Here is a 25848-nt window from a genome sequence, read left to right on the forward strand (position 1 = left end):
AGGAAAAGAAGGACCGCGTCGATGACGCCCTCAACGCGACCCGCGCGGCCGTCGAAGAAGGCATCGTTCCCGGCGGCGGCGTCGCCCTGCTGCGCGCTTCGCTGGCCATCACCGTCACTGGCGCCAACTCCGACCAGACCGCCGGCATCGCCATCGTGCGTCGCGCGCTGCAGGCTCCGGCCCGTCAGATCGCGGCCAACGCCGGTGCGGAAGCATCGATCGTTGCCGGCAAGATCCTTGAGAACAAGGGGGCAACCTTCGGCTACAACGCCCAGACCGGCGAATATGGCGACATGATCGCCATGGGTATCGTCGATCCGGTCAAGGTTGTGCGTACGGCTCTGCAGGACGCGGCCTCGGTCGCCGGCCTGCTGGTCACCACCGAAGCCATGATCGCGGAGGCTCCGAAGAAGGAGTCGGTTGGCGGCGGCATGCCGGCTGGTATGCCCGGCGGTGGCATGGGCGGCATGGGCGGTATGGATTTCTAATCCAGCCCCCTATCAACCTACAGCGGAAAGGGCGGCAGCAATGCCGCCCTTTTGTGTGTGCCGAGCATGATCGACAGCTTTAGACGTGCAAGTCCTCTACCCAGCCTGATGGCGGCGAAGCGCAACGGCGTCGTCGTGAGACGGGGTCTGGCCGTGTCCTTTCGTTCAGCCGCTGGTCGAAACTCGTGCTGCCTTCCGCCGTGCCGTCGATCTTTACAGGGCTGCGAGAAGGCCTTGCCAACGGCTGGCAGACCCTGGTTGCGGTAGAACTCATCGCATCGTTCGAAAGGCTCCGATACCTGATCGCCTATGGTCGTCAGCTCTTTCAATTGGAACTCGTTCTTTCGGCCATGATCGTGGTCGGCCTGACCGGATTGGGACCCACGGCCTGCTCACGCTTGCCGAAAACCATCTGCAACGCTGGCGTCCGGAGACCCAGATGAGCCTGATCACGATTACAGGTCTGGATAGGCTGTCGCACGGCGCTTCCATCGCACCGCCGCCCTTCCGCTTCATCGGCCGACATCTGCGGCCGCTTGCGGAGCCGATGGCGCTGCTCGCGATTTGGGAGTTGCTCGCCCATGCCGGCGCTGCTGACCCACGTTTTCTACCGCGGCTGGAAGAGGTGGCGGCCGCGGCATGGCAGAGTTCAGCCGAGGTGGCCTTGGCTCCAATCTTCTGGCGAGCCTGGAACGTGACCTGATCGGTTTCGTGTGTGGCAGTGTGGCGGAAACGCGTTTGGTCTGGTGATCGGATTTTCCCGCCTCATCGAACGCCTGAGAGGCTCGTGGTCGCGGTTGTATTACCGCTATTACGTGACCTGATCACGTTGACGATGCCAGCACCTTCATTGGCCACTTTCTGGACCATGTACGTCACATCAGGCTCCCCCGCCCGATCGACACGAGCCGGCTCTGTAACCAAGCCGCCGTCATATAGCGGTTCCACGACGGCACTGGCGGCAGTCGTCTTCTCAGCGGCTACAGGTGGACGTTTCAGCATGACGCCAACGAATCCGATGGTGGCAAGGACAGGCAGACCAAGCACCGCGTAGAAGCTGTACTCCGCTGGAGTTCGCCTCGGAAGTGGAGCGACAAGGGCCTGATTTGTCTTGCCATGCCACATTGTCAGCACGCTTTTCGAAGCCTCTGAATTCCTTAGTGTCCATCCCAGCTCGACCTCCGACCATCCCCATTTCCGGCTGCCCGCGGCACGGCAGCCCTTGGCCTCTAGCTGCGCTCGAGGGATCAGCGTGCCGTCTGCCTTCTCTAGCCGATCAAAATGTCTGCACCCATTTGGCAATGGCCGTTTCGCGCAAAAGTATTCCCCCGTGAGCCGACTTTCCGAATTGGCTTAACTTCCAAATCTGTGGCTTTGCCTGCATTGCGGAGCGCGGAGTTCCGACCACTCGCCCAAGGGTATGTCATGGCGTTTCGTCTCTTTGTTCCGATCCTTGCCGGTGCAACGCTGCGCGAGCGGCTGCTCGCCTGCATCGGGGCCATGATCGGCATCGCATTGACTGGCGTGATCAGTGCGCTGGCGAACGGGTCTGGCCCACATGTCGCACTGCTAGTTGCTCCAATGGGAGCATCGGCCGTGCTGCTCTTTGCCGTGCCTTCAAGCCCGCTGGCGCAACCTTGGTCGATTATCGGTGGCAATACGATTTCGGCGCTGGTCGGGGTGATCGTGGCGCATTTCGTGCGTGAACCCGTTCTTGCTACCGGCATTGCGGTGGCGCTGGCCATCGCCGCCATGTCGTTCACGCGCTGCCTGCATCCGCCGGGTGGCGCCGCCGCCTTAACTGCGGTGTTCGGCGGACCGGCCGTCTTCAGTTCCGGCTTGCTGTTTCCCTTCGTTCCGGTAGCGCTGAACTCGATCGTGCTGGTCGCACTCGGCTACGGCATCCATAAACTGTCGCGGCGCAACTATCCACATGTGGCGGCCCCCGCCCTTAAAAGCGCGCATGGAACCATCGATCCGCCGGCGCGGGAGCGGGTCGGCTTCCAGCCCGAGGATATTGATGCCGCGCTCGGCGCGCTGGAGGAAACCTTCGATATCGACCGCAACGATCTTGAGCGGCTGCTGCGGCAGGTCGAGTTGCAGGCGATGGTGCGCTCCCACCGCACCCTGCTGTGCGAGGACATCATGTCGCGCGATGTGATTTCGGTCGATGAACATGCGCCTGCCGACCAGGCGCGTCATTTGCTGCTCGATCACAACATCCGGACGCTGCCGGTGACCGACGCCGACGGCGGGCTGGTCGGTGTAGTTGGCCTGCGCGAGCTGACGAAGGCGACCGACGCGGTGAGGGCTGTGATGTCGAAGGCTGGCACCGCCTCTCCCGATACGCCGGCGATGAGCCTGCTGCCGGTGCTCACCGACGGCCGCAGCCATGCCGTGGTCATCGTCGATGCCGAGCGACGCATTATTGGGCTGATCACCCAGACCGACCTGCTGGCAGCGGCAGCGCGCGTGCACATGGCGGACACAACGCTGGCAGCGGCATAAAATAGTGATCCGGACTTGCTCAATCCGGGAACCCGATGGGGCGCCAATAGGATAGTGGTATTAAGTGCGGCCTTCCGCCTAAGACAATTCCTTTTACGAGTAGATCAACCCTGAAACGCGACCGCGTGCTCAGGCATCTGGTTCACGTAGGCCAAGTACGACTGCAACAACGGAACACTCTTCAACCTTGCCGGTGGCCAGAGCCAGTCCGCTATGTCGACCAAAGGCGCGGACTACAAATGGAACCATCTGGTGGACGGCTCCTCTGCAACGATGGTAGCGCGGTTCGCATGTCCAAGGCTGGCTTGAAGCTCTACGTCGCGGGTTGAATGATCCTTGGCAAGGGTCGCGGCTCAGACGCCGAGGACGCGGTTCGCAATTCCATGCAGGTGGTCCTTTCCTTTGGTTCCTGCATTTCGCCTATGGTGAGGCGCCGCCGACTCCCGTCATGCATCACGCCGACGACCGCCGCTTCCTCGCCGCGCCAAGGGTTTGACTAGGCCGACGATAGACCCTGAGATAAGCAATTCCGAAACGATGTGGCTTCCTTGCGCGAAGTCGGCTCTGTCGAACAGCGATGTCAACATGATCCTGAGTTCCGAGGGTTCGCCGCGCATCAATCCTATAACCTTGATGACGTTCCTGACTAGGAGGATGAGGCTGCTCCAACACGTCCACGGTGTTAGGAATTGCCATTGCACGAGTTGATTTCGGACTTCTTCGTCGCGCGTCGCCAATTTCCAGCCCAATACCGCGCCTACGCTTGGTACCCGAACCACGCGGCCTATCGCCCTCATGCCCACTTCGAGGACCCTCCAGGATCGGGCCTGTTCGGATAGGTGTGGGAGGCCGAAGCATCAGAGGGAACGGCCAGACGCTACCATGCGGATGCGCCATCTGCCGAAGAGCCGTACCGTTACCTTCGTCACTGTGCGGAACGCGGGGCGACCGTCGCGTCAGCCATCCGGCTTTGGGTGTCATTTCTCCCCTGGCGGAGTCCACCGCCCCGACAAAAGCCTGACCTTTGCCAGTCTTCTACGGGCAAGCGTTCGCGCCAAAAGTTCAAAGCCGTGTCCATAACATTCAACAATGAAAGCCAGCCTCATCAGATCGAGCAGAAAGTCGTCGATGGCATGTGTGAGCGCGTCAGACTTTTGTTCAAGCTGAAGCAGCAAGGCGCGCGCCTCTTCGATCGCGGCCCGGCAACCGTCTGCGTTTATCAGGAATCAATCCTGTCTAAGATCTGCAAGCCCTCACCTCGCCCCAAGCCAGACTCAGCGCATCGAACGCCGTTGGAGAGAGTTTCCGACGAAAGAACATCGTCGCGTTTCGCGAAAAGGCATCGCTCGGCAAAGTGCCCGTTGACGAAGCATGCTGCGTCAAACGACAAGCAAGAATCCGGGCTCCACCCCGTGATGTCTTCGAAGGCGGGGTGAGCCGGCTCGGGCATGCGTCTCGGCCGCAACCCTTAATCACGAGGAACTGTGGCGCAAGGCAAACAGTTTCTCTCTATTCTTCTAGCCGCCACGGTTCAGCCTAGATTACATGGGAAACGGCAATAACGCAAAGCAAAGGTTGGCAAAATGAGTAGGGTGGCTGGATCAAATGATGATTTGGCTGCACCAACGACCTTTGCGCCACTTTTGCAGCCCACCTTTCGTTCGATCTGGCTCGCCACGCAAGTCTCGAGCCTCGGCTGGTTGATGCAGACTGTTGCCATCAGTTGGCTGATGGCTACCATCTCGACTTCCGATCTGATGGTTGCGCTGGTGCAGGCTTCATCGAACCTGCCCGCTTTCATTTTGTCCATGTTCGCCGGGGTTCTCGCTGACAATTTCAGCCGTCGCAGGGTTATGTTCGCGGGCCGCTGCCTTATGGTGATAGCATCTGCGATGCTGACCGCTGTTGTAGCGCTGGGCTTTCTCGACCCATGGATGATTCTCGGCTTCAGCTTTTTAATCGCATGCGGCGGCGCTCTCAACGATCCCGCCTGGCAGGCGTCGGTTGGCGATATGGTGGACCGGCGCGATGTTCCCGCTGCCGTTACCCTGCTTTCCGTTGGCTTCAACACCGTACGGACCGTGGGCCCGGCGCTCGGCGGCATCGTGGTTGCCTCCTTCGGGCTTTTGGCCGCTTTTACCGTGACCACCCTCACCTATTTGGTACCCTTGGCCACCATATGGCGCTGCAAGTGGAAGGTCCGCTCGTCGCCTCTTCCGCGCGAGTCGATGAGGAGGGCCATCTATGACGGGCTGCGCTTCACGGCGATGTCATCGGAAATCAAAGCGGCGATCGCACGCGGAACCCTCTTTGGCCTGGCGAGCATCGCCATACTCGCGCTGCTGCCGCTGATTGTCCGCGACCAGTTGGGAGGAGGCCCGCTCGCCTATGGCACGCTCATGGCAGGTTTCGGAACAGGCGCGGTCTTCGCCGGCCTCTCCAACAGCCTGTTCAGACGGAGCTTGTCGCAAGAAAAGCTGATGAGGCTCTCCTGCGTCGCCTGCGCGGCGTGCTCCCTCTCCCTGGCGCTTACCTCTTCGATCGGCGTGGCGGCAATTGCGCTCGCCTTGGGCGGCGCGGGCTGGGTCACTGCCTGGTCCGGGGTTGGCGTGAGCGTACAGCTGGCAAGCCCACGCTGGGTCGTGGGGCGCACCATCTCGATTTACTATGCTTTGATAAACGGCGGCATCGCGGCCGGCAGCTGGGTGTGGGGCACCGTTTCCCAGAACCATTCGCTGACCTGGGCGCTAGAGGGTTCCGCTGCGGCCCTGCTGCTCGTTGCTGCAGCCGGCGTTCTGTTTCCTCTTCGCGAGCGCCGCGAGTCCGAGCCCGATCCTTTGGAGGAATTCGACGCCCCAGCTGTCGCTCTTAGTTTGAAGCCGAGAAGCGGCCCGATCGTGGTCAAGATCGAATATCTGATAGCCGAGAGAAATGTCGAGGCCTTCCTCGACCTCATGCGGCAGCGGCGTCATGTACACAGCCGCGTCGGTGCTCGGAACTGGACGCTCCAGCGCAACCTTCAGAAGCCTATGCAGTGGACAGAAACGTTCCGAACGCCGACCTGGACCGACTACCTTCGCCTCAATCATCGTCTCACGGAAGTAGACAAGGAACTGGACGAGCGTGTCTTCCAGTTACACGCGGGAGAGAAAGCGCCTCAAATGACGCTTTCGATTGAGCGGCCGACAAGCTCGGCCCGGAAACCCGACCAGTCAATCCTTCACCTTCCCCGTCATTGAAGCCTGACCTTCCCATATCTGGGCATCAGCGATCGTTAAAGATCCGGGTGATGGATGAGAATCTCGGCGGCATCCGTGTCGTGCGTGCCTTCGCCGCCGCACGAGCTGGAAAAGTTCGACCGCGCCAAGCAGGACGCGCCTTGATCTCGCCAATGAGCGCGTTGACATCCGTGTCGGCAACACCAGCGCCATGAATTTCTCGTTCCTGACCGCCATGGGCCTGGTGCTCTGGTTCGGTGGCCAGAAAGTGATCGCAGGTCAAATCAGCGTCGGCACGCTGGCCCTGTTGCTCACCTTCATGACCATTCTACAGATGCCGGTGCGCTAGCTCGGATTAATGGTCAACTCGTTCGCGCGCGCCTCGACCTGCGGCACGCGGCTGTTCGAGTTGCTCGACGCCGAACTTGACATCGAGGACGCGGCGGGCGCCAGGGATCTCGTCGTCACCGACGGCGTGCTGCGCTTCGACAATGTCGGTTTCTGCTACGCGGGCTCGGGCGGCCGCCCGACGCTCTCCGGCATCTCCTTCGAGGCGAGCAATGCATCGCCGTCTAGGCAAGGCGAATGCTCCGGACTTCCCAGCCTTTCTTGCCTTGCCCGCATTCGACAAACACCTTCTGTCCCGCCACCAGCACGCTGAGCCCTGAGCGCGTCAGGGCGCTGGCATGAACGAAGACGTCCTTCTCACCGTTGTCAGGAGCAATGAAGCCGAAGCCCTTTTCGGGTTTGTACCACTTGACCGTGCCCCCGCTCTCCAGCTGCGCACCGGTTTCAACGAAGGTCCCTCCAGCGACGCGCGTATGTGAAGGAGTTTTCGCGCGCTGATCGCCGATCTCCAGCACCTGCGCGACTTGATGACCTTTTGGACTTTTTTCGACCGTGATCTTGAGAGGCGTTCCCGCGGCAACATCCCGGCTTCCGGCCGCCTCTAACACTCGCACGTGCAGATAGGCCTCCGTGCCGTCCGACAGTTTGACGAAGCCAAAACCCTTGCTGACTGTGAACCACAATACCTCCGCATCGACAGGATCTGCCGTCACGGTCGGCGGGCGCTGAAAATAGCTTGGCTCGGAAGTCCGTTCCGAAAAGGAAACGGGGTCATCGTCATAGCGATGCCGGCGTGGCTCGCGATGGTCTCGATATTTGCCCATGATCATCTCGACTGGCATGGATGGCGCACTGCGGTACCGTCAAGATAATCTCAATCGGGCGACGCGTTTATGTCAAAAAGGCCGTGAAGACCGCAGCTGTGCCCGGCCTATCGGCCGAACCCTTTGAGACTAGATTCATTTCCCCTGAAACAATAGTGCCGGCGAGTCGATTTACTGACTCGCATAGGTTGTGTTGGAGCGAGAGTGCGATGATGCTGGCGCGGGCGCACTGGAAGGGCTTTATCAGGCATTGCGGAAAGCCTGCTCCGGGTTTCTTCAAAAGGAACCGAACGGCGGGTCGACGACCATTTGCGCCGGCTCCAGGCCACGGGGCAGGCCTGACCGTGCATGATCATCATCTCCAGCGTCACGCCCAGCGTCGACGCCAAGCCGTGGAGAACCATGCCGCGCTGTCGCCGACGAGAACAACGTCGCAATGTCGATCGACGAGCTTTGAATCGGCGCACTCAATGGGCCTCCTTCCCCAAGCACGGATGTCGCGTTGGCACTTTTTGTGCAGCTGCGAAGAGCTAAAATCGCCACGACGGGTGGTGTTGACGCGCCGACAATTATCAGACAAAAACGGAATTCAATCGGTTCAGCCGCCTAGGCGGCAGGGCTCTGCTCAACGACGTCGGGGACCATGGACGATCGCGCAAAAGGGATTAGGAAAGGCGGAGCTGGAGGCAAGGCCAACGACGTCAATGCGGACTTGATCGCCGTTGTGGTCGCCATGGACAGCAGCGCCCCCTGCGTTCTGACCATCCCGCAGGCAAACGCCCTGCCCTCGGGCCCGTTCGAGCTTGCTCACCGTTCGCTACAGTCGGGCCTCAGGGGATGGGTGGAACAACAGACCGGCCAGCCGCTCGGCTATATCGAACAGCTCTACACCTTCGCCGATCGCGACAGGGTTGGCGCTGACGACCGCGTGGTCTCTATCAGCTATCTGGCGCTCACCCACCAAGACGAAGCTGGCGACCCGGCCGGGCGACACTGGGGAAGCTGGTACGACTATTTCCCGTGGGAGGATCACCGCTCCGGCACACCGGCGGTCGTGGTGGACGAATTGCGGCCGCGCCTGATGGAATGGGCGGATGGCACTGACGACGGTACGACACGCCTCGACCGACGACGGCGGGCGGCGATCGCCTTCGGCTTTGACGACCGCCATTGGAACGAGGAACTCGCGCTTCAACGTTATGAGCTGCTCTACGAAGCCGCCCTGGTGGAGGAAGCAATACGCGCCGGACATTCCGCTGCGCCCACCTGGGTCTCGGGCAGATCGATGATCGCCGATCATCGTCGCATCCTGGCGACCGGCATTGCGCGGCTGCGCTCCAAGATCAAATACCGGCCGGTCGTATTCGAACTGATGCCGCCGGTCTTCACGCTTTTGCAGCTGCAGCGCACCGTGGAGGCGCTTGCCGGCAGGCTCGTGCGTAAGCCGAACTTTCGCCGGCTGATCGAGCAGCAGGAGCTGGTCGAGGAGACCGGTGAGACAACCGCGGAAACCGGCGGCCGGCCGGCGCAACTTTATCGCTTCCGTCACGCCGTTCTCGACGAGAGGGTGATAGCCGGAACAAAATTGCCGCTCTCGCGGGCTTGACCCGCCTTGCGCCAGCAGCCCTGACGATGTCGCGGACGGCTTGGCCCTTGTGAGAACCGGGATTGTCGAGAATGACGATGTCGCCCGGCTTCAGTGTTTTGTTGAGTTCGGTTTCGACATAGACGCGAAAGGCCTGCGTATTGATGGGTCCGTCAATGACCCAAGGCGCCTCCACCGATCATGCCGCAGCGCGGTGATGAAGGTCATCGTCTTCCAATGGCCATATGGTGCGTGGGCCATCAGCCGCTTGCCGCGCACACCCCAGCCGCGCAACGGCGCCATGTTGGTCTTGACCCATGTTTCATCCAGGGAGACCAGGCGCGTAGGGTCAATGCGGGTCTGATAGCGCATCCATTGCGCACGCCCGCGCATCAGCTTTGGCTTGAGCTGCTCGCCGGCAGAACGGTTTTTTTGAAGCTCTTGCCCTCGCGGTGCAGGAAGCGACCGACGCTCGCAGGAGACCACGTTCAGCCAGTGCCGCCGTCAATTGATGAAGCGTCATGTTGGCATCTCGCTCAACCTCGCCCAGGACGAAAGCACGGTGCTCCCCGTCGATCAGATAGGGCCGATGACCACCCATCTTGCCGGGTGCCGCACTGCCACGGCGACGCTTGCGGCCTCGGGCGTTTCCTGGGCGAAGGCGGTGGCGATGAAAGCCGAGACGACGCCACAGACTGGGCTGGCGGATAGTAGTTCGCGAGTCAGCCACGGTAGCGGTCGCTACGAAGCGCGCAGCACTTTGTCATCGGTACATTCCGTCCCATGCCTGAAATGAGCAGTGCAGCCATGTCGCCTCCTCCGCAGTCACCGTGGCGAAAGCAATCCTTCCGCTGCCACACGGACCTAATGTCGCCTGGCACTAGCTTGCTTCAGCAAACCACTTAGCGCAATTCTCAGGAGCTACCGTGCCCGCACCGCAGGCGAGGTCCGGGGAGGCTTGCTCACTCAGTTTGCCATTCTGGAAAGTCGCGTTCTTGCCAACGCGCATATTCGAGATATTCTCTCGCAATCGCCTCTACAAGATCTTGTTGGAGCTCTTTGCGAAGGCACGGCATTTCGCTGATTGCCAAGCTGTGCTCTCTCGCAAAACGAATGGCGCAACGATATCCGTCAACGTCTTCCAAAGTGGGACGGACTGCATCTTCCTTCCACTGATCCGCAAGTTCCTGCAGCAATGAAGGTTGTCCTTCTCTTGTGACAAACATGTCTGTGACCCGACGCTTGGCTCTCTCCAGAAAGGCGTCCGAGTTGCCGAGCCGCAACCGCCTTACATGCCACCGAAAAGCGCCATCCCAATGCTGACTTCGCGCCATTAAATTGAGAAGGGAGATCGAACCGCCTTCGAGGATGAGCCCCGGCTGGGAACTACGCTCATCCACTTGCATTATCAGCTTACGATGGGCGGTCTCGGCGTCGATGATGCCCGCGGTTAGGGGGCGCGAATCCAAGTAGATCCGCTGGGTAGATTGCAGTTCGGAATCCGAGGGACGCCCGCTGCCGGTGGCGATTTGAGGACAGCATTGTACACGATCCAGCGCAATGACCGGCCATCCGGTCTCTCGTGCAATTTGGATTGCCGCGTCTGTTTTGCCGCTGCAGGTCGGCCCGTAAATCAAATAGATTAGCATGTGTATGCCGCTTAGTTTATCGGAACTAACCGCCCCCCAAGCACAAGATACTCGGTAGGCTTTCACCGGACTTGTCGCAAACATTTTGACAAGCGGCGATTATGCCCTGAAACGACGCCATTTTCGAACTTTGTGAAGTCCGAAAGGGCGCAAGCAGCCCGCTCTGGTCGTTCAGTCCAGTCACCAACGCCTCTGTTTGACGTTTGACGACGGTCCACTTTGCACATCTCATGCCGACTGTGACGCAACGCGGCACCGCAGGATGGTGACCTCGTTGTCTCCGGCAAAAGATCCTTGCGCGTCTTGGGTTAATCGAGGCGGCGGCGCACGGGCGCCTTATTGTCTCGGAACATGGCCAGGAAGGCGGCTGATCAACAAAAGTGGAAGACGGTGTCCCGACGACCTCACCGATTTGTGAGGCGACCGAGGATCTGCCCGACATCGTCGATCTCGTCCTCGAGGTGGGCCGTGTGCCGGCCGCGCCGCCAAAGCCTCCTCCCTGCCGGTCCGACTCGAAGCCTCGTCGAAACGGCACAGGAGTACACCAAAGCCGCCAGCGCGCAAACACACAGACCGCCGGCGCCAAGGATTTGGCGCTTTTTGCGTGGCGTCCGCTCCGATCTTCCGGAAGGGGAGCTGGCTGCTGTTTTCTGGGCACTCGCTGCGCATCGCCGCTGCGCAACGCCGAACTGGACATCGAGCGGCTACGCGATGAACCGCATGGTCTGCCATTGTGAGGCTCTTGCTCGACACTAATGGCCTCTCCGAGGTGACGAGGCCGAGCCCTGACGCGCGCGTGCTGGAATGGATGACGGGCTCGATGAAGACCGCTCATTTATCAGCGTTGTGTCGATCGCCGAGATCCGGCGCGGCGCTGCCCTCATGGACAAAGGTCGGAAACGTGACGCACTGGCCGGATGGCTCGCCCGGGACCTGCCGCAGCGCTTCGAGCCGAGAGTCCTGCCCGTGGACGAACTGGTTGCCCTGGCCTGGGGCGACCTGACGGGCCTCGCGAAGCGGCGTGGCCGCGGTCTGTCATCGATGGACGGGCTGATTGCAGCCACCGCGATTTCCTGACCCATCACATGGCGGGGATATTCATGCGCTGACGGCGAAACACCCAGATGCCCCGCACCTACCACGATCAATATGGAAACGCCTCGGTGGCAGCCACGAGGTCGATGTCATTGAAGATGAGATGAAATAGGCGGATCAGCTCTGCTTTTCGCATCCTTGACGCGCGCTTCATGACAGGCCTCGGCCGAGGGCGTCGAGTTTAGCTTCCGGTTGGATGCTTGCCCTCACCTGTGGCTATGCTTACGGCCATCCCGATCGAGAAAAGCATCGAACGCGGCAGCGACAGCGCGAATTACAAAGCGATGCTCCCGCCGTACGCGGACAAAACCGTTTTCGAAGTCCACTATCCCGTCTTCGGCCAGCATCGCCAAGCGTTCAGCTGAATCGAGAAGACGGATCGGATCAGATCCGTGGGCGGCACAGATTGCCTGCACATCGGCCTCGAGATCGCACATTAGTCGCTCGATAATTGCGGCTCGCACGCGGTCGTCGTCGGTGAGGCGATAGCCCTTTGACGTCGCCAGACGGCCAGCTGCGATGTGCTGGATGTAGGAATCCCGTGTAACTTCGTTTTGGGCGTACCCCTCGCCGACGCGGCCGATAGCCGACGCGCCGAAACCGATCAGGGTTCCGCAGGTGGTGGCCGAGTAGCCCAGCGAGTTACGCCGCAGGCGACCCGTCTTCTGTGCCAGCGCGAGCTCGTCGTCCGGCAAGGCGAAATGGTCGAGCCCGATCTCGCGGTAGCCGGCGGCAATCAGCGTCGCGGCCACGGCCGCATACTGTTCGGCGCGGGCAGCGCTGCCCGGAAGAACTGCCTCCTCGATGAGGCGCTGATTCTTTACAAGCGACGGGATGTGCGCATAGCCGAACACCGCAAGCCGGTCGGGGCGCATTGCGACCGCCGCCCTCGCGGTCTCGATGCAGGACTGCACCGTTTGATGCGGGAGACCGAGGATGAGGTCGAAGTTGATGCGGCTTACTCCATGCCGGCGCAGCATTTCCACGGCAGCCGACGTCTGCGCCTCACTCTGAACCCGGTTGATTGCTTTTTGAACAATGGGATCGAAGCTCTGCACGCCGAGACTCACACGGTTCACGCCGGCTGCTCCTAAGGCCTCGGCCATCTCGGCCGTGAACGTGCGCGGATCAATCTCGACGGCAACCGTAGCTGTTTTCGTGAGAGCGAAGCGGCGTCGCAGGAACTCCATCAGAGCCTGGAACTCGGCTGGTCCTATGAGAGACGGCGTTCCGCCGCCGAAATGCATGTCGCTCACGGGCAGCGTCTGCGGCGCTCGCTCCGAGACCAAACGGATCTCGTCACGCAGGGCCGCCAGATAGTTGAGGATCGGCGCATCATGGCGGGTGATGGTGGTGGGGAAGCCACAATACCAGCAAGCTGATCGGCAGAACGGAACGTGGAAATAGAGCGACACCGGATCGTCAGCCGGCAGGTTCCTGAGCCATTCCTCATAAGCCTCGGCGCCGACCGCCCCAGAGAACTCCGACACAGTCGGATAGATAGTGTACCAAGGCAGGCCGGCCTCGCGATATTTTGTGGTCTGCAACAGTTACCGTCCCATGCTGATAACCACCAATCTTACCGCTGCGCTCGCCTGTGTCTTTGCGCTATGTCAGTCCGTTCCGCTTTGGTCTCGAAACTTGTATTTCTCAGCAATAGCGGCCGTTCAGTCTTGGCTGGACGGTCAGCGACTGGCCATGGCTGTTCCCGCCGCGACCCTCACGCGCACCGTTTGGTTCCACCATCCCTTCCCTTCAGCCTGCGCTTGGTCGAGTAGATTCTGCTGAGCGCGGCTGCCGCATCCAACGAGATAATACGGCGTTGGGACCAGACTTTGCTCGCCAGCTAGCGCAGCCCCATAGTGATCTCTGGCATCTCGATGAGCTCGTTGTGTGAATTGCTGGCAAGAAGCATTAGCTGTGGCGCGCCGTCTATCAGGACGAGAGGCTGCTCGACGCGACCGTCAGGTCGGGCGCAATGCCAAGGCCGGCGCGCCTACTGACTCCGTGGTGGAGGCAAGGCTGCGCGTTCAGCGCGTGATTACCGATCATCGCGCTCGCCAAAATGACGGCGTCGTACCGAGCGGTGCCGCCGCATGATGTCTCAACGTCGGGGCTCACAGCAAACAAAGCTGTCGCCATTGAACGAAACTGTCGCGAAGCGAACAGACGAACCGTAGCCGAAACGTTTGCCGTTCGTGCTTGGGTTGATCCGCAAGGCAAAAAGGAAGGAAGAGCGAACCAAGGTCCGCCGGCACACTTGAGCTTCAAGCCGCAGCTGCGTCGTCAGGATGGCACGTCATTTGCAGTAGAAGCCTTTGTGACGGCCCGCCCACAACTAGCGGAGATGACGGGGATGATTTGTACAGAAATGTTGGATGGCGTCGTTTCGGCGATTATTATATTTGTAATAACAATCGCATATTTGTAACAATAACGCCCAATCATATTCTCAATTTCTGATGAATATATGGCGTGACGAGCGCATCAAACTGCTCAAATTCAACTCAATGCGCATCGTTATCGACCTGTTTCCTTAGCAATAGTTCATCACTGACGTCCATTCCTTTTACTCTTTGAACGGAGATCAACAATGAACATTAGGAGCCTCCTCCTCGGCTCAACTGCGGCACTGATTGCCGTTTCCGACGCTCGCGCCGTGACCGCCGTTGCCGAGCCTGACCCGACTGAGTACGTTAAAGTCTGCGACGTCTACGGCTCGGGCTACGTCTACATTTCAGGCACTGAGACCTGCGTGCGCATCGGCGGCTATGTCCGTTACGACGTCGGCTTGGGCCATGTCGGATTGGTTGATCACGCAAGAACCTCGGATGTGAGGACTGGTGAGCATCAGGGCACATGGCAAAACAACACGCGCTTCACATTGAAAACTTGGACCGGCCAGGAGACCGAACTCGGCACGTTGAAGACCTACACCGAAAGCCGCATGAACTTCGGCAACCGCCACACTTCGGTTTCGGACAGTTCTCGGTCCTATGCCTTCAACGGAGACAGCACCTTGACTTTCGCCTGGATTCAGCTTGGTGGCCTCCGAGTTGGTAAGGACTGGTCGGCCTTCGACATGTTTATTGGCGGCGCGGGTGACGTACTCAACCAAACGCCGGTTCCGTACGGCGCTTTCGATACCAATGTGGTTCAGTACTACTTCGACGCCGGGAACGGCTTTTCGGCCGTGGTTTCGCTCGAAGAAGGCTCGGGCGTGGCCGGCACAATCGACAGCTACGCACCGCACGTAGTCGGCGGCTTGAAATACACACATGGCTGGGGCGCGATCACCGGCGTTGCCGCTTATGATAGCAACTACGAATCGGTGGCCGCCAAGGTCCGTGTCGACATCAATGTCACCAACGAACTGTTGCTGTTCGGAATGCTCGGCTACGGTTCCAACGGCAAGCTCAACGACGACTCCACGAACGCCATCGTTGCTCATGGTCGCGGCTTCTATAAGAGTTGGGGCGGGAACTGGGCTTTCTGGGCTGGCGCCACTTACAAGCTCAACGAGACAACTTCGTTCAACCTTCAGCTCTCCGGTGATCAGCTCAAGAGCCATGGTGTCGCTGCAAACGTCGCCTATGCGTTTCTTCCAGATTTCACAGTTACGGCGGAACTCGACTATGGCCGCTACGGCAACTTCGCCGTCGGCAAGGTGGACGCTTCCAACGTGAACTGGACCAACGCCAACAAGAAGAGCAGTGTCGGCGGAATCCTGCGTTTCGAACGCTCATTCTAACGGATGAAAGGGCGCTGAGGCAGGCATCGCATGTACTTGTCGTCGGCGGATCGGACTCCAGTGGGGGTGCCGGAATCGCGCGCGATATCGAGACGCTCTCCTCCATGGGCGTGCGCAGCTGCCTTGCCGTCACTGCGGTGACGGTGCAAACACACGACAGCGTCACGGACATCCTTCATCTGCAACCCGGTCTGGTGGCCGATCAGATGCGTGCAGCGATCTCGCGGGCGTCGCGGCGTAGTGAGCGCGGGCGCGGCCGTGATGATCGTGGCGGGAGGGAGAGGTAAGGAGCGTCTTTCCTTTGAGAATTCGCGTTTACGGGTACCCACGATGCACAACGGGCGAGTTTTTCAAAGAGGCGCGTCCTCCTTCGAAGCGCTTCGGAGGGCCAGGCTCTAGGCTCGCCCCGAGCCCCTGCGTAGCCTGCGGGGGAGCTGGGTCTCGGCCCATCCGGGTAACGATCCTTCGCGCGGCTATGGAAACGATCGCATTTCCCGATTATCGCATAAAAAACTTGTTATCGCACGACTTAAAAAACTTGCAACTCCACAGCATCATTGACTTGTCGCCTATCAGCACTATATACTTGTAATCGCACAGCTCTAAAAAATTTGCAAAGGCACGGCCATGGCCAAGCCCCATGAAAAACTCGCTGTATCACTGGCCGTCCTCAAAGAGCTGCAGGAGGGTGGGCGGCGCATATTCAAATCAGATGAGCTGACCCGCGTCCACCGGGAGCGGCTGCTGCAGAACGGGTTCCTGCGCGATGTTATCAAAGGCTGGCTCATGTCGACCGGCCCGCAGGCACGGCAGCAAGACACCACCCCTTGGTACGCGAACTTCTGGGAGTTCTGCTCCCTTTACTGCAATGACCGGTTCGGCAAGGACTGGTTCCTCTCACCGGAGCAGTCGCTGCTTCTGCACGCGGAAGCGCCCACTATTCCGCCTCAGGTGGTGGTGAACACCCCCAAAGGCACGAATAACAAAATCGACCTGCTGTTCGGCACTTCGCTCTATGACCTCAAGGTCAAGGAGATGCCGGCCGAACTGACAGAGAAAAACGGCCAGCGCGTGTTCACTGTCGAGGCCGCCCTTACCCGGGTGCCGGAAGCGTTCTTCCAGCGCGCCCCTATCGAGATGCAGATCGCCATGGCGTCGGTGCGCGACGTATCAACCGTTCTGGCCCTGCTGCTTGATGGCGGCCATTCCGCCGTGGCGGGACGGCTTGCGGGGGCCTTCCGTCGCGTAGGACGCGACTCCTTTGCCGATGAAATCGTGGCCGCCTTCAAAGCCGCCGGCTATGACGTGCGCGAATCCGATCCGTTCGCGGGACAAATTGGAGTGACAACCATTGCGGCGGGCGTACCGCCGTTGGTCGCCCGCCTGCGCGCGATCTGGCAATCGCAGCGCGAAGCCATCATCGAGATATTCCCGAAGGCACCCGGACTGCCGTCCGACAAAGACGCCTATATGAAGTTCGTCGAGGATATCTACGAAAGCGACGCCTACCATTCGCTGTCGATAGAAGGGTACAGCGTCACCCCGGAACTCATCGACCGGGTGCGCGAGGGGAGCTGGAATCCGGAGATTGATGAAGAGGACCGCAAGAACCGGGATGCGCTTGCCGCGCGTGGCTACTACCTCGCATTCCAGAAGGTCAAAGACTCTGTTGCCGCGATCATCAACGGCAAGCCAGCCGGCGCGTTGACGCGGGACACTCACCGGGAGTGGTACCGGGAGCTGTTCGCGCCGTCAGTGACCGCCGGCATCCTCAAAGCGAGCGCGCTTGCGGGATATCGCAATCACCCTGTGTACCTGCGCGGCTCGCAGCACGTGCCGCCGCGTACCGGAGCGGTGGCCGATGGTATGAATGAGCTGTTCGACCTGCTGGAGGCGGAGAAGGAGGCCTCCGTGCGTGCCGTGCTGGGGCATTGGCTTGTGGGCTATGTGCACCCCTATCCGGACGGCAACGGACGGATGGCGCGGTTCCTCATGAACGCGATGCTGGCTTCAGGCGGTTACCCCTGGACAGTCGTCAGAGTCGATGACCGGAAGGCCTACCTCGCACGGCTGGAGGAGGCGAGCGGCAATATGAATGTGAAATCATTCGCCGCCTTTCTCGCCGAACGGGTGAAGTGGTCTATGGAGAAGGCGGCGTGAGGTCGGTGGTGTGCCATGTTTAACTTGCTTGTCTCGGGCCACGGCGAGTGGTGGGAAACGCCGCCGTTCACGTCAACCATTGACCGGTTCAAGGAATATAGCGGCGCCGAGGCCGAGGCTATCGACCTCGCGCGCCCTGAAACATTGCGCCGGCTGGAGGAAATCCCGGCGCTGTTGATGTACGAAGTCGGGGCGGGAGGCCCGCACGCGCGCGTGGTCCGGCACGGCCGCATACGCAATATCGTTCGGCGCGGACACGAACTGGCCTTCACCTTCGAGCCCGATCCGGAACATGCCTTTCTCGACCGGTCAGCGGTGTTGAGAATTGCGGACCGGCTGGGCATTCAACAGTTCGAACAGCACCGTACGCACTGGGCTATCAAGGATGGTGACATTCCGGCCGAGCTGATTGCCACCGGCACTGCTGAACGGGCGCAGCGCACCGTTGCCGTGGTTGCGGCAGAATATGTAGAAGCGCGCCGCGAGGGACGAAGGAGAGAAGCTGCCGAACTGGCCGAAGAACTGGAGGATTTTCCTCCCTCGCTGGAGAAAGCACTGTCGCTCGTGCCGGCGCGTATCCTTCAGCAGCCGACGCCCGAATTATACCCGATCCTTGGGATAGAGCCCCGCACGCCCGAAGGCCGCAACGCCGTCGTGGCCGTCGTCGCAAGGGATCACAATGGGCAGGACTTGCCTGCCGACTGGTCTTATTCGCTGGCGTGGTTCCTGGACCTTTACGGCAGCGCCACGGAAGCGGGGCGCCTTGACGGCGCGCTGGCCGAATGCGCAACGCATATGATCGCGCTCGGCACTGGCGAGGGAGAAGCCGCCGCCCCGGTTGAAGATATCGGCTACGCACTCTGGCGCTGTTCGCGAAGCCCGAAACTTATCGGCGATCTGCGCCGGGAAATTGCGGTCCTGACTGATCGCCTCGTGCGCCGCCAGGAGGGTGGGGGCTACTGGAATGAAACTAGAGAAGGGGTTCCCCGGCCCGGCCTGCGCGCCACGGCCCTTGCGACAGTCGCCCTTCAGCGGCTTGGCGATGACCGCTACCACGACGCAATTCGGAAAGCCGTGTCATGGCTGATCACACAAGTTATTCCTGACACAGGCGCGCTTCCGCGCGACGCGGGCGACGACGATCCCGAGGTCATCGCCACGACACTCGCGATGGAGGCTATTCGCCGGTCTGATTTTGTCGATGACGTGCCCCACGTGCTGGCGGCTGGAGATGCCTGGCTGGTCTCCGGTCAGACCGTGCTGGGAGGCTGGCAGGCAGAGCCGTGGGCAGAGGATTTTGTCGCGGCCTTGGTGCTTGAATATCTCGCGCGCCAAAACGAGATGCTGCCGCAGGTCGATGGCTTTCTCCTGATGGCGCGCGACTTCTTCCGCAAGGCAGAAGAGCTGCAGCTGGAAGGCGGCGCCAATAATCGGCGGCTTGCTGCCATAGCGACCGTGCATGCTGTGGAAATGTTCCTCTATGGGCTGTTTGAGCGGCGGGAAGATTTGGCGCTGTCAGCCTTCCGCGAAAACGGCACCGAGACGCTCGGCCCCCGGGAAGCGCTCGGCGCTCTGCAGGCTGCGTTGCAACGGATCGGGGTGCTGCACGCGCCGCAACGGCTGTCCCACCGCGACAATCTGAGTGCGTTGGTCGGGCGGCGTGACGGGATCATCCATCGCGCTCACGAAATTAGCGAAGCGGAACTCAGAGACGGGATGAAGCATGCCCGGCGCTTTATCGAAAAGTATGCCCGGTCGCTGCTCGACTTGAACCTGTTGCAGTGAATGTACGTGATTGAGGGGGATGATGAAAGGAAGCGATATTCCAAAGGATGTTATGGCGGCTATTCCGCAAGGCCGCGGAAGAATATGGGGGCAGCGATGCCCCGGCGAAATGGCCCCGGATGTGCTGATGACCGGACGTTACCAGTTCGGCAGCAACGAGCGCCGATGGCGACGACATTCTCGGCGATGCAGACGAATATCTGATGCGCCATTTCGCGACTGAGAGCGGAAAGAGCAAAGGCCAGTTCTACACCCCCGCCGGAGTCAGCCGCATCATGGCGCAGATCATCGGCATTCGGTCCGCCAAGACCAGCGGCGACACCACCGTCTACGACCCGACCTGCGGATCGGGATCGCTGCTGCTGAAAGTGGCCGACGAGGCCGGGACCAATGTCACGCTCTACGGGCAGGAGAAGGATTCGGCCACCAGCGGTCTCGGGCGCATGAACATGATCCTGCACAACGCACCCACCGCGATGATCATGCAGGGCCACACCCTCACCGATCCCAAATTCCGCGACGGCGATGCGCTCAAGACCTTTGATTACGTCGTCGCCAATCCGCCCTTCAGCGACAAGCGCTGGAGCACCGGGCTTGACCCGCTTCATGATGAGCTGATCGCTTTAAGTCGTTTCGGCGTACCGCCCGCCAAGCAGGGCGATTACGCCCACCTGCTACACATCGTCCGGTCGCTGAAGAGCGCCGGTAAGGGCGCCTGCATTCTGCCGCACGGCGTTCTCTTCCGCGGCAACGCCGAAGCCGAACTCCGGCGCAACCTTGTGCGCAAGGGATACATCATCCACACCTACAAATTCAGCGAGGCGGTGGAGGACGAAGTCGTTCTCGACCTCGTTTATGAAGCACGCGATATCGACCAGCGCCTGGGTTCAGAGGACAAAATTGATCAGTGGTTCGATGCCAAAACCGAGGCCCTGAATGACTGGTAAAGGGATGAGCTAAAAAAGAAATGGGGCACGATGCAACGTGATCAGCTCGCGATCCCGCATGGATCGTGTCGTCAGCGACATCGTCTTCGATTTCAGCGTGAAGCCCCGCCTGTCAAGCGAACGCGGCAACGCAATTCTCGTGGCCTCCAGCATCTACGAAGCCTGCAAGTACTTCGAGCTTTTTCAAAAAACCCCGTTCCGCAATAAGTGCGCCCCTGATCACATCGTACAATCCGAATGCGCAGGACATCACAAAGGAAGAGACGGGCGCCAACACCGATACCGACCGGCAGGTCATTTACAACACCTACACCGAGTTGCTGAAGGGCGTTGAGGCCAAGGGCGGTTTGTCCAAAACCGAGGTGTACGAGGAAGCGGCCAAGGCTCTTTTCACCAAGGAGCCGGCGAACATGAAGCTGCTGGTTGTCGTCGACAAGCTGCTCACAGGTTTCGATGCGCCCCCCTGCACCTATGTCTACATAGACAAGTCTATACAGGACCACGGCCTGTTCCCCTAGAGGCCCTTCCGCTGCACAAACAGTGGGACAATCGCAAGCGCAGCGTTCGAACCAGCATCGGCTATAATGGCCAATATGCGCCGCATCTCGGATTTGTCGCTGGCCGCATGATCGGCCAATGGCTTCGCCAATGCGGCCGCGCGGTCGCCAAGATCTTCATATTGCCAGAATTTCGGATCGCGGCCATGCGTCTCGACAAGACGGGCGAGCCATCGCGTGTAGGTGGAAGCGCGTTCGTCCAACGACATCCGCTCAACCACACGCAGTGATAGCCACGCCGCTCGGCGGAGATGAAGCGTCCCTCGTTGCCAGGTGTCAATCCATTCCAGAAGATCTGCGAGATGCGGCCAACCGGGCGGGATCGGAGTCGACCAAGGACCCACGAACCCCGCAGCCTCCACGCAATTGTGGAGCGAATCGTAATTGGTTTGCCGAGATGGGACGGCGGTCGCAATGACCCATTCTGCCGCGGTCTTCCACGCGGACCAGAAGCGCGCGTCGGGCCTCCGCTCGCTGACAATCAGTTCGTGGACAATCGCCTCCATATAGTTGCCGACTAGGTCCCGGCCGTGATCTCTCTCTTCGAATCGGGTCAGGCTGCTCCAGAGCGCCCCATCACCATGGAAGGCCGCAAAGCGACCGACCTCGCGCGCCATCTTGTGCGCCCACTCGAAGGGATAGCGCCGGTCGTGCCGGCGCGACTCCTCGCCTTCCGAATAGTCCCGGGTCCATTCAACGAGGCCCTTCAAATAGGTCGCGAAGGCATCGCGCGCCGTTGTCTCGCTCGAAAGGCGACGCCAATCGAGACGGGTTAGAATTTCCGGGACGCGCCCCCAATCGAGCACGACCGGCGAGATCAGCCGAATGCGGCGCGGCGGAAGATACCATGCGCGACCGCGTATCCACTGAGGCTTGTAGGGTACTGGCGGAAGGTCTGGAGCTCGGTCCGCAGGACAGGGTCGCGCAGCGCGTTTGATGATCTTCAATCGCCTCCTAGCCATGCGCTTCGCGGCCTTTTCCTCGCTGCCCTTGAACCAGAAATGGCCGATGTCGATCACACAGACATCCAGCGCGGCAAAGGTCACCCGTCGAGCAAAATCCGGGTTGGCGTCCCAAAGAAGTCCATCGAGCACTGCCTTTTGAATGCCATGCAGCCGGTCGACCGCTAGTTCGAGTACGCGCCGCTCGATGGCGGCGTCGCGCTGGCGGCATGCATAGGCGGAGAGCCCCCATGCGCCGATATCCTGAGCATCAAAGCTGAGGAGCGCATTATCAACAGTAAAGCTTTCTTCTGCCAGCGATCGCGGATTCCCACAGCCCGCTAAAAGCCGCTTGCGAACCCATTCGAGCCGTCCATCGAGAAAAGCCGCGTCGGCCCTTGCGACGACAACGGCTGCAGCGCCAACAATGGCGAAGGAGGTCATTCTCCGGGCCAGTCCGAACCCGTCGTCATCGGTGTCTTCGGGCGGTTCGGCCATCACTTGATCAGCAAGTCCGATCGCCTCTTCAAGAGTCAAGGCTTCTTCGATACCTCCTCTCTCGCGTGAGTGGACCGCCCACATCGCCAACCGATTCACCTGTCCCATCTTGCGCCGGTTCTCTTCCGCCGCCTCGAGGACCTTGAGCTGCTCGGCCGGAGGATTGATATGGGCTTCTATGCGCTGCTCGGCCTCATTATAGCTGATCTTGAGTGATCCTTGTCGCTGTCGGAGAGGATGCGCGCGAACCGCTCCTCGTTCGCCGCGACCCAAGGTGAATCGGCAAGCTGTCGTTCGTCTTCGGCGAGATTCTCCAAACTCCACGCGGCGCGCAAGGCGTCGAACTCGGCTTGGGCGGCTTCGCCGGCTTTGAGACGGAAGGGAAGCATCAACGTGTGCGACATCGGCAACTGCACCTTATGCCGCTCGAATATCTCCTCGACTTGATCGAAGTGATGGTCACGCTCTGAGAAGCTGAAGCTTATCCGGTGCGTCGGTTGTTGGTCGTCGAAATGCTTCCGAATGTCATAGTTCCAGAAGCGGGGCGCCCCGAGAAAGGGCGCAGCGTGATCAATTGCACTCGGCGTGTTTACATGGGCCTTGAGAAGCGAAATGCACAGACCAGCCGTCGCCACCAGACCATTGGGCTGGACTGCTAGCCTGATAAGCTCCCCTACATCACGTCCGTTAGATGCTTGCCGATGCATCCATTCGTCGAGCGCGAGATGCATCGAACCCAAGACGTTCGATCCGAGTACGGCGCGAGACCAGCGGTAAACGGTCTCGTCGCCCCAGAGAGCGATGATATGCCCATCGATTTGGAGTTTCAGCGCAAGCGGTCGTTCCCCGTCGTGACAGCGGGCGTACCAGCGCCAGAAGACGGAGGCCCGCCGTTCGATCCGATGGAAAAGATCGAGCGCTAACACTTCGTCGGCCTCGAACAGCTCAAGGAAACCCGCGCGTGAAGGGCCGGGCGGGTAACAACTTTGGCTTTCAGGGAGCCCCGCACTATGAGCGTCGTACGAAGTAAATAGCTCGCGGCCGAGGATCGACTGAGTGTCACGCGAGCGGCGCCGAGGCGGCAGATAATGGCTAGCGCAAAGCTTAGCCCACGTGTCCGGAAACTTACCCGGCAGATAGCTAGGGGATTTCAGCAACTTGCGGCGCGGGCCGTCAAGGCGCCGATCGTTAGCCAGACGCGCGAGATAGGCTTCGACACCGCGTGCGTCCGACTGAGCACAGAATATTAGAGCCTCACGAAGTTTCTCCTCGATCAGCTTCCAAGCGTCGCGGTCCGGCAAACCGATCCCGAAGGGCTCACGTCTATCACTCCAGCCGAGCAAGTGACGGCATTCCTCGATCTCATCCAGCCAGGGGCGTACGATCTGTCCTATGGCCTGGCTGTGGGCGTTCGGGATCTTGAGCGTTGCGCGGCAGAAAACGCGCGCTGTCTCGGCAAGCTGAGGAACAAGACTCTTCGGCCAATTGGACCATTTCGGCAGCGACCAACGGAGGAAGGGAACCCAGCTCCGCCACACGGGCTGCTTGCCATAGCTTGCGATCGCGTAGCGTTGGCTTTCGGTAAAGTGGGCAAGGTGCGGCGAGTGCAGGAGCGTTTCGTCCAGCCGTGTCTCAGATACGAGCAGCGTGTCAAGAAGACGGCGGATCAGCCGGAAGTCATCGGCTTCGAGGGCGGGACCGAGGTCGGTGAGGATTGCGCCACAGGCTTCGGTGTAGAGCGGCGCGACGAGCCACGCCCTACCCCAGGCAGGATCTATTGAGGTGTCGGCTTCGAGTGCCGCATACACTTCGCGCCAACGGACATAGTGGCCTTGCTCAAGACACAGTTGCCCGAGGAGCCTCACCGCTCGAAGCCACCACAATGGCTCGCCGCTCTCACGCAACCGCTCGCCGAGCCGATCGCAGTCCGGAAGCAGGCCACGGGCGACGAGCCAATCCTCGTGTACATCAAAAGCAAGAGTGAGTGCATCGGAGCGCGGGTCTGAAACCAGCGTGCCGTCGCTTATGAGGCAGAGCGCTCTTTCCGGGTCGAAGGCGGCGCTCCCAGGTGCGCGCGCCGGATGTTCGACGAGCCAGCGCCCCATCTGCGACAGAGCCTTGGTCCGACAAGCCGTCAGGCGGGCATCATTCTGCTCTGCATTGGCCCATTTTCCGGCCAGATCCATTTCGGTGATACGCCCCTCCGGCGGTACGTCGAGTTTTAAAAGCTCGCGAAGAAGAAAGAGCCGGCGGTTCTGTTGGGCAAGATCATCCCGTCTGAGTAAAGATGCAAAAGCCGGGAATGCTTTGGCCACAGCCTCACAATCCTCCTCGTCTATCGCATCAATCGGCAGGCTCGCCGACTTGCCGATCCCCGCGTCATTGAGCGCGGCGAGCACTAGGTCCCGATCCTGGTACGCGCGAGCGGAAGTAATCATCCTCCAGTTGCCGGCACCCAGATGACGTGCTGCGAGCGAAAGCAGGTCCGTCACGACCCCGCGCCGTTCCGAGAGCAGGAGCCGGTCCGCCCCGTCGATTAGGATCAGCAGATTGCCGCCACGTCCGAGGCGCTCGAACAGCTTTGTAGGCGTCTCGACAATCCCGAGCTGCACCAAATATTCGGCGAGCGAGCCGGCCCGAACCCTATTATCCTTCAGAACGAAAAGCCGCCCCAAATGCTCACGTGCCAGGCGCTTCAGGATCGCCGACTTACCACCTCCGCCCTCGCCGGTGACGCGGAGGATGTTCTGCTGGGCAAGACAGACCGATGCGCGCGCAACGAGATCCGACCGGGGCAGTTGGAGACTTTCACTGCCGCGGCGCAAGCGGTCCTCAATTGACCCCAAGGCGGAATCGGCGGCTTCGGCAACACGTTCGAGATCGACGGCGCGTGCTGCGAGCTCAGGGTAGAATTGACGGATGACCGATGGATGCTTTGCCACCAAGGTCTTGAGAGCACTCCAACCAAAAATATCTACCTCGAACTTGCCGACGGCAACCCGCGCGGCGGAGACAGTTCGGGCATGCTCCTGAAGCCCCACATCGACCTCGGCCGTCGTTGCAAAATACCATTTCCCGAGGATTGGTGCGAACGTCTCTGCCTTGGCGAGTTCGCTGTCGAACTCGGCCTTGGTAGCCTTTCCGCCAAAGCCTTGGTCCTTGCCCTTGCACTGAACACCGAAATAAGCACCCGGTCTCCATTCGGGCGTGCCGTACACGTCGACACCGTGCTGCGGTTGGCCGGTCCGGCCGTTCTTCTGCGCGGTCGGATCTTTCCATACTTCCGCGAACAAGGCGCAGGTCAGGTCCTCGAAGGTCTGCCACTTGCTTGGCGCATTGATATGTGAGTCAAGAATATCCACAAGCGCCGCCCTGGCATAGCGAAAGATAGTCGCCAATTATGCGGGCAAAGCAAGGTCTGCGCCAGCGGAGGCTATCTCACTTCCATTTACATATTGGCCGCCGCAGAATTCCGCGGACTGAGCTGTTTGAGC

General features: G+C 60.4%; 18 protein-coding genes and 4 pseudogenes. 16 read left to right on the forward strand and 6 right to left on the reverse strand.

The features are described 5' to 3' along the window. From NKH41_RS27540 to NKH41_RS27565, 6 genes and pseudogenes are all read left to right on the forward strand, one after another. The coding region (locus NKH41_RS27540) for a TCP-1/cpn60 chaperonin family protein (RefSeq protein ID WP_352934800.1) at positions 1–488 on the forward strand (488 nt) is incomplete at its 5' end. A 185-nt stretch (positions 489–673) separates the two neighbouring features. After that, entirely contained in the window at positions 674–931 is a 258-nt protein-coding gene (locus NKH41_RS27545) for an ABC transporter permease family protein (RefSeq protein WP_352934803.1), read from the forward strand. After that, positions 928–1191 (forward strand): ABC transporter permease family protein, encoded by a 264-nt coding sequence (locus NKH41_RS27550; protein WP_352755826.1) that lies wholly within the window; start codon positions 928–930, stop codon positions 1189–1191. The genes NKH41_RS27545 and NKH41_RS27550 overlap by 4 nt, the downstream gene beginning before the upstream one ends. 722 nt (positions 1192–1913) lie before the next feature. Next, a complete protein-coding gene (locus NKH41_RS27555; protein WP_352452638.1) occupies positions 1914–2996 on the forward strand; it encodes an HPP family protein in 1083 nt (360 codons plus the stop codon). A 1583-nt stretch (positions 2997–4579) separates the two neighbouring features. Next, on the forward strand, positions 4580–6235 hold the full coding sequence (locus NKH41_RS27560; protein WP_352934806.1) for an MFS transporter: 1656 nt from the start codon (positions 4580–4582) through the stop codon (positions 6233–6235). 32 nt (positions 6236–6267) lie between these two features. Beyond that, positions 6268–6812, forward strand: a pseudogene (locus NKH41_RS27565) (ABC transporter transmembrane domain-containing protein); the annotation flags it as partial. Here NKH41_RS27565 and NKH41_RS27570 read toward each other — a convergent pair. Beyond that, entirely contained in the window at positions 6787–7386 is a 600-nt protein-coding gene (locus NKH41_RS27570) for a cold-shock protein (RefSeq protein WP_352773143.1), read from the reverse strand. The pseudogene NKH41_RS27565 and the gene NKH41_RS27570 sit on opposite strands and share 26 nt — an antisense overlap. A gap of 279 nt (positions 7387–7665) precedes the next feature. Further along, positions 7666–7882, reverse strand: a pseudogene (locus NKH41_RS27575) (3-methyl-2-oxobutanoate hydroxymethyltransferase); the annotation flags it as partial. Between the two features lie 147 nt (positions 7883–8029). Here NKH41_RS27575 and NKH41_RS27580 point away from each other — a divergent pair. Both NKH41_RS27580 and NKH41_RS27585 read left to right on the forward strand, forming a co-directional pair. After that, the gene (locus tag NKH41_RS27580) at positions 8030–8992 is read left to right on the forward strand and encodes an NUDIX hydrolase (protein ID WP_352503082.1); all 963 of its coding nucleotides are present in this window, start codon (positions 8030–8032) and stop codon (positions 8990–8992) included. 490 nt (positions 8993–9482) lie between these two features. Continuing rightward, entirely contained in the window at positions 9483–9767 is a 285-nt protein-coding gene (locus tag NKH41_RS27585; protein ID WP_352452632.1) for a hypothetical protein, read from the forward strand. Positions 9768–9933: 166 nt separating this feature from the next. On the opposite strand, the gene NKH41_RS27590 is transcribed toward NKH41_RS27585, so the two are convergent. Then, positions 9934–10620: an isopentenyl transferase family protein gene (locus NKH41_RS27590; protein WP_352515927.1), complete on the reverse strand. Its 687-nt coding sequence runs from the start codon at positions 10618–10620 to the stop codon at positions 9934–9936. A gap of 733 nt (positions 10621–11353) precedes the next feature. On the opposite strand from NKH41_RS27590, the pseudogene NKH41_RS27595 reads away from it, so the two are divergent. Beyond that, positions 11354–11694: pseudogene (locus NKH41_RS27595) on the forward strand (PIN domain-containing protein); the annotation flags it as partial. A 227-nt stretch (positions 11695–11921) separates the two neighbouring features. On the opposite strand, the gene hemN reads toward NKH41_RS27595, so the two are convergent. Continuing rightward, on the reverse strand, positions 11922–13262 hold the full coding sequence (gene hemN / locus NKH41_RS27600) for an oxygen-independent coproporphyrinogen III oxidase (RefSeq protein ID WP_352934811.1): 1341 nt from the start codon (positions 13260–13262) through the stop codon (positions 11922–11924). 518 nt (positions 13263–13780) lie between these two features. On the opposite strand from hemN, the gene NKH41_RS27605 reads away from it, so the two are divergent. From NKH41_RS27605 to NKH41_RS34250, 7 genes and pseudogenes are all read left to right on the forward strand, one after another. After that, positions 13781–14146, forward strand: coding sequence for a hypothetical protein (locus NKH41_RS27605; RefSeq protein ID WP_352474850.1), 366 nt, complete (start codon positions 13781–13783; stop codon positions 14144–14146). A gap of 162 nt (positions 14147–14308) precedes the next feature. Continuing rightward, on the forward strand, positions 14309–15466 hold the full coding sequence (locus tag NKH41_RS27610; RefSeq protein WP_352934815.1) for a porin: 1158 nt from the start codon (positions 14309–14311) through the stop codon (positions 15464–15466). Positions 15467–15480: 14 nt separating this feature from the next. Continuing rightward, a pseudogene (locus NKH41_RS27615) lies at positions 15481–15690 on the forward strand (bifunctional hydroxymethylpyrimidine kinase/phosphomethylpyrimidine kinase); the annotation flags it as partial. Positions 15691–16093: 403 nt separating this feature from the next. Then, positions 16094–17626 (forward strand): Fic family protein, encoded by a 1533-nt coding sequence (locus NKH41_RS27620; RefSeq protein WP_352934818.1) that lies wholly within the window; start codon positions 16094–16096, stop codon positions 17624–17626. Positions 17627–17641: 15 nt separating this feature from the next. Continuing rightward, the gene (locus tag NKH41_RS27625; protein ID WP_352617042.1) at positions 17642–19411 is read left to right on the forward strand and encodes a prenyltransferase/squalene oxidase repeat-containing protein; all 1770 of its coding nucleotides are present in this window, start codon (positions 17642–17644) and stop codon (positions 19409–19411) included. Between the two features lie 176 nt (positions 19412–19587). After that, a complete protein-coding gene (locus tag NKH41_RS27630; RefSeq protein ID WP_352934874.1) occupies positions 19588–20358 on the forward strand; it encodes an N-6 DNA methylase in 771 nt (256 codons plus the stop codon). A gap of 218 nt (positions 20359–20576) precedes the next feature. After that, complete coding sequence (locus NKH41_RS34250) at positions 20577–20876, forward strand: type I restriction enzyme subunit R domain-containing protein (RefSeq protein ID WP_502906056.1); 300 nt, start codon at positions 20577–20579, stop codon at positions 20874–20876. Here the strand turns inward: NKH41_RS34250 and NKH41_RS27640 are convergent. Both NKH41_RS27640 and NKH41_RS27645 read right to left on the reverse strand, forming a co-directional pair. Continuing rightward, the gene (locus tag NKH41_RS27640; RefSeq protein ID WP_352934824.1) at positions 20873–22627 is read right to left on the reverse strand and encodes a hypothetical protein; all 1755 of its coding nucleotides are present in this window, start codon (positions 22625–22627) and stop codon (positions 20873–20875) included. The two genes, NKH41_RS34250 and NKH41_RS27640, sit on opposite strands and share 4 nt — an antisense overlap. Next, the gene (locus tag NKH41_RS27645) at positions 22531–25716 is read right to left on the reverse strand and encodes a hypothetical protein (RefSeq protein WP_352934827.1); all 3186 of its coding nucleotides are present in this window, start codon (positions 25714–25716) and stop codon (positions 22531–22533) included. The genes NKH41_RS27640 and NKH41_RS27645 overlap by 97 nt, the downstream gene beginning before the upstream one ends. Positions 25717–25848 lie beyond the last annotated feature (132 nt).

The organism is Mesorhizobium sp. M1169 (assembly GCF_040318345.1).
Classification (GTDB): domain Bacteria; phylum Pseudomonadota; class Alphaproteobacteria; order Rhizobiales; family Rhizobiaceae; genus Mesorhizobium.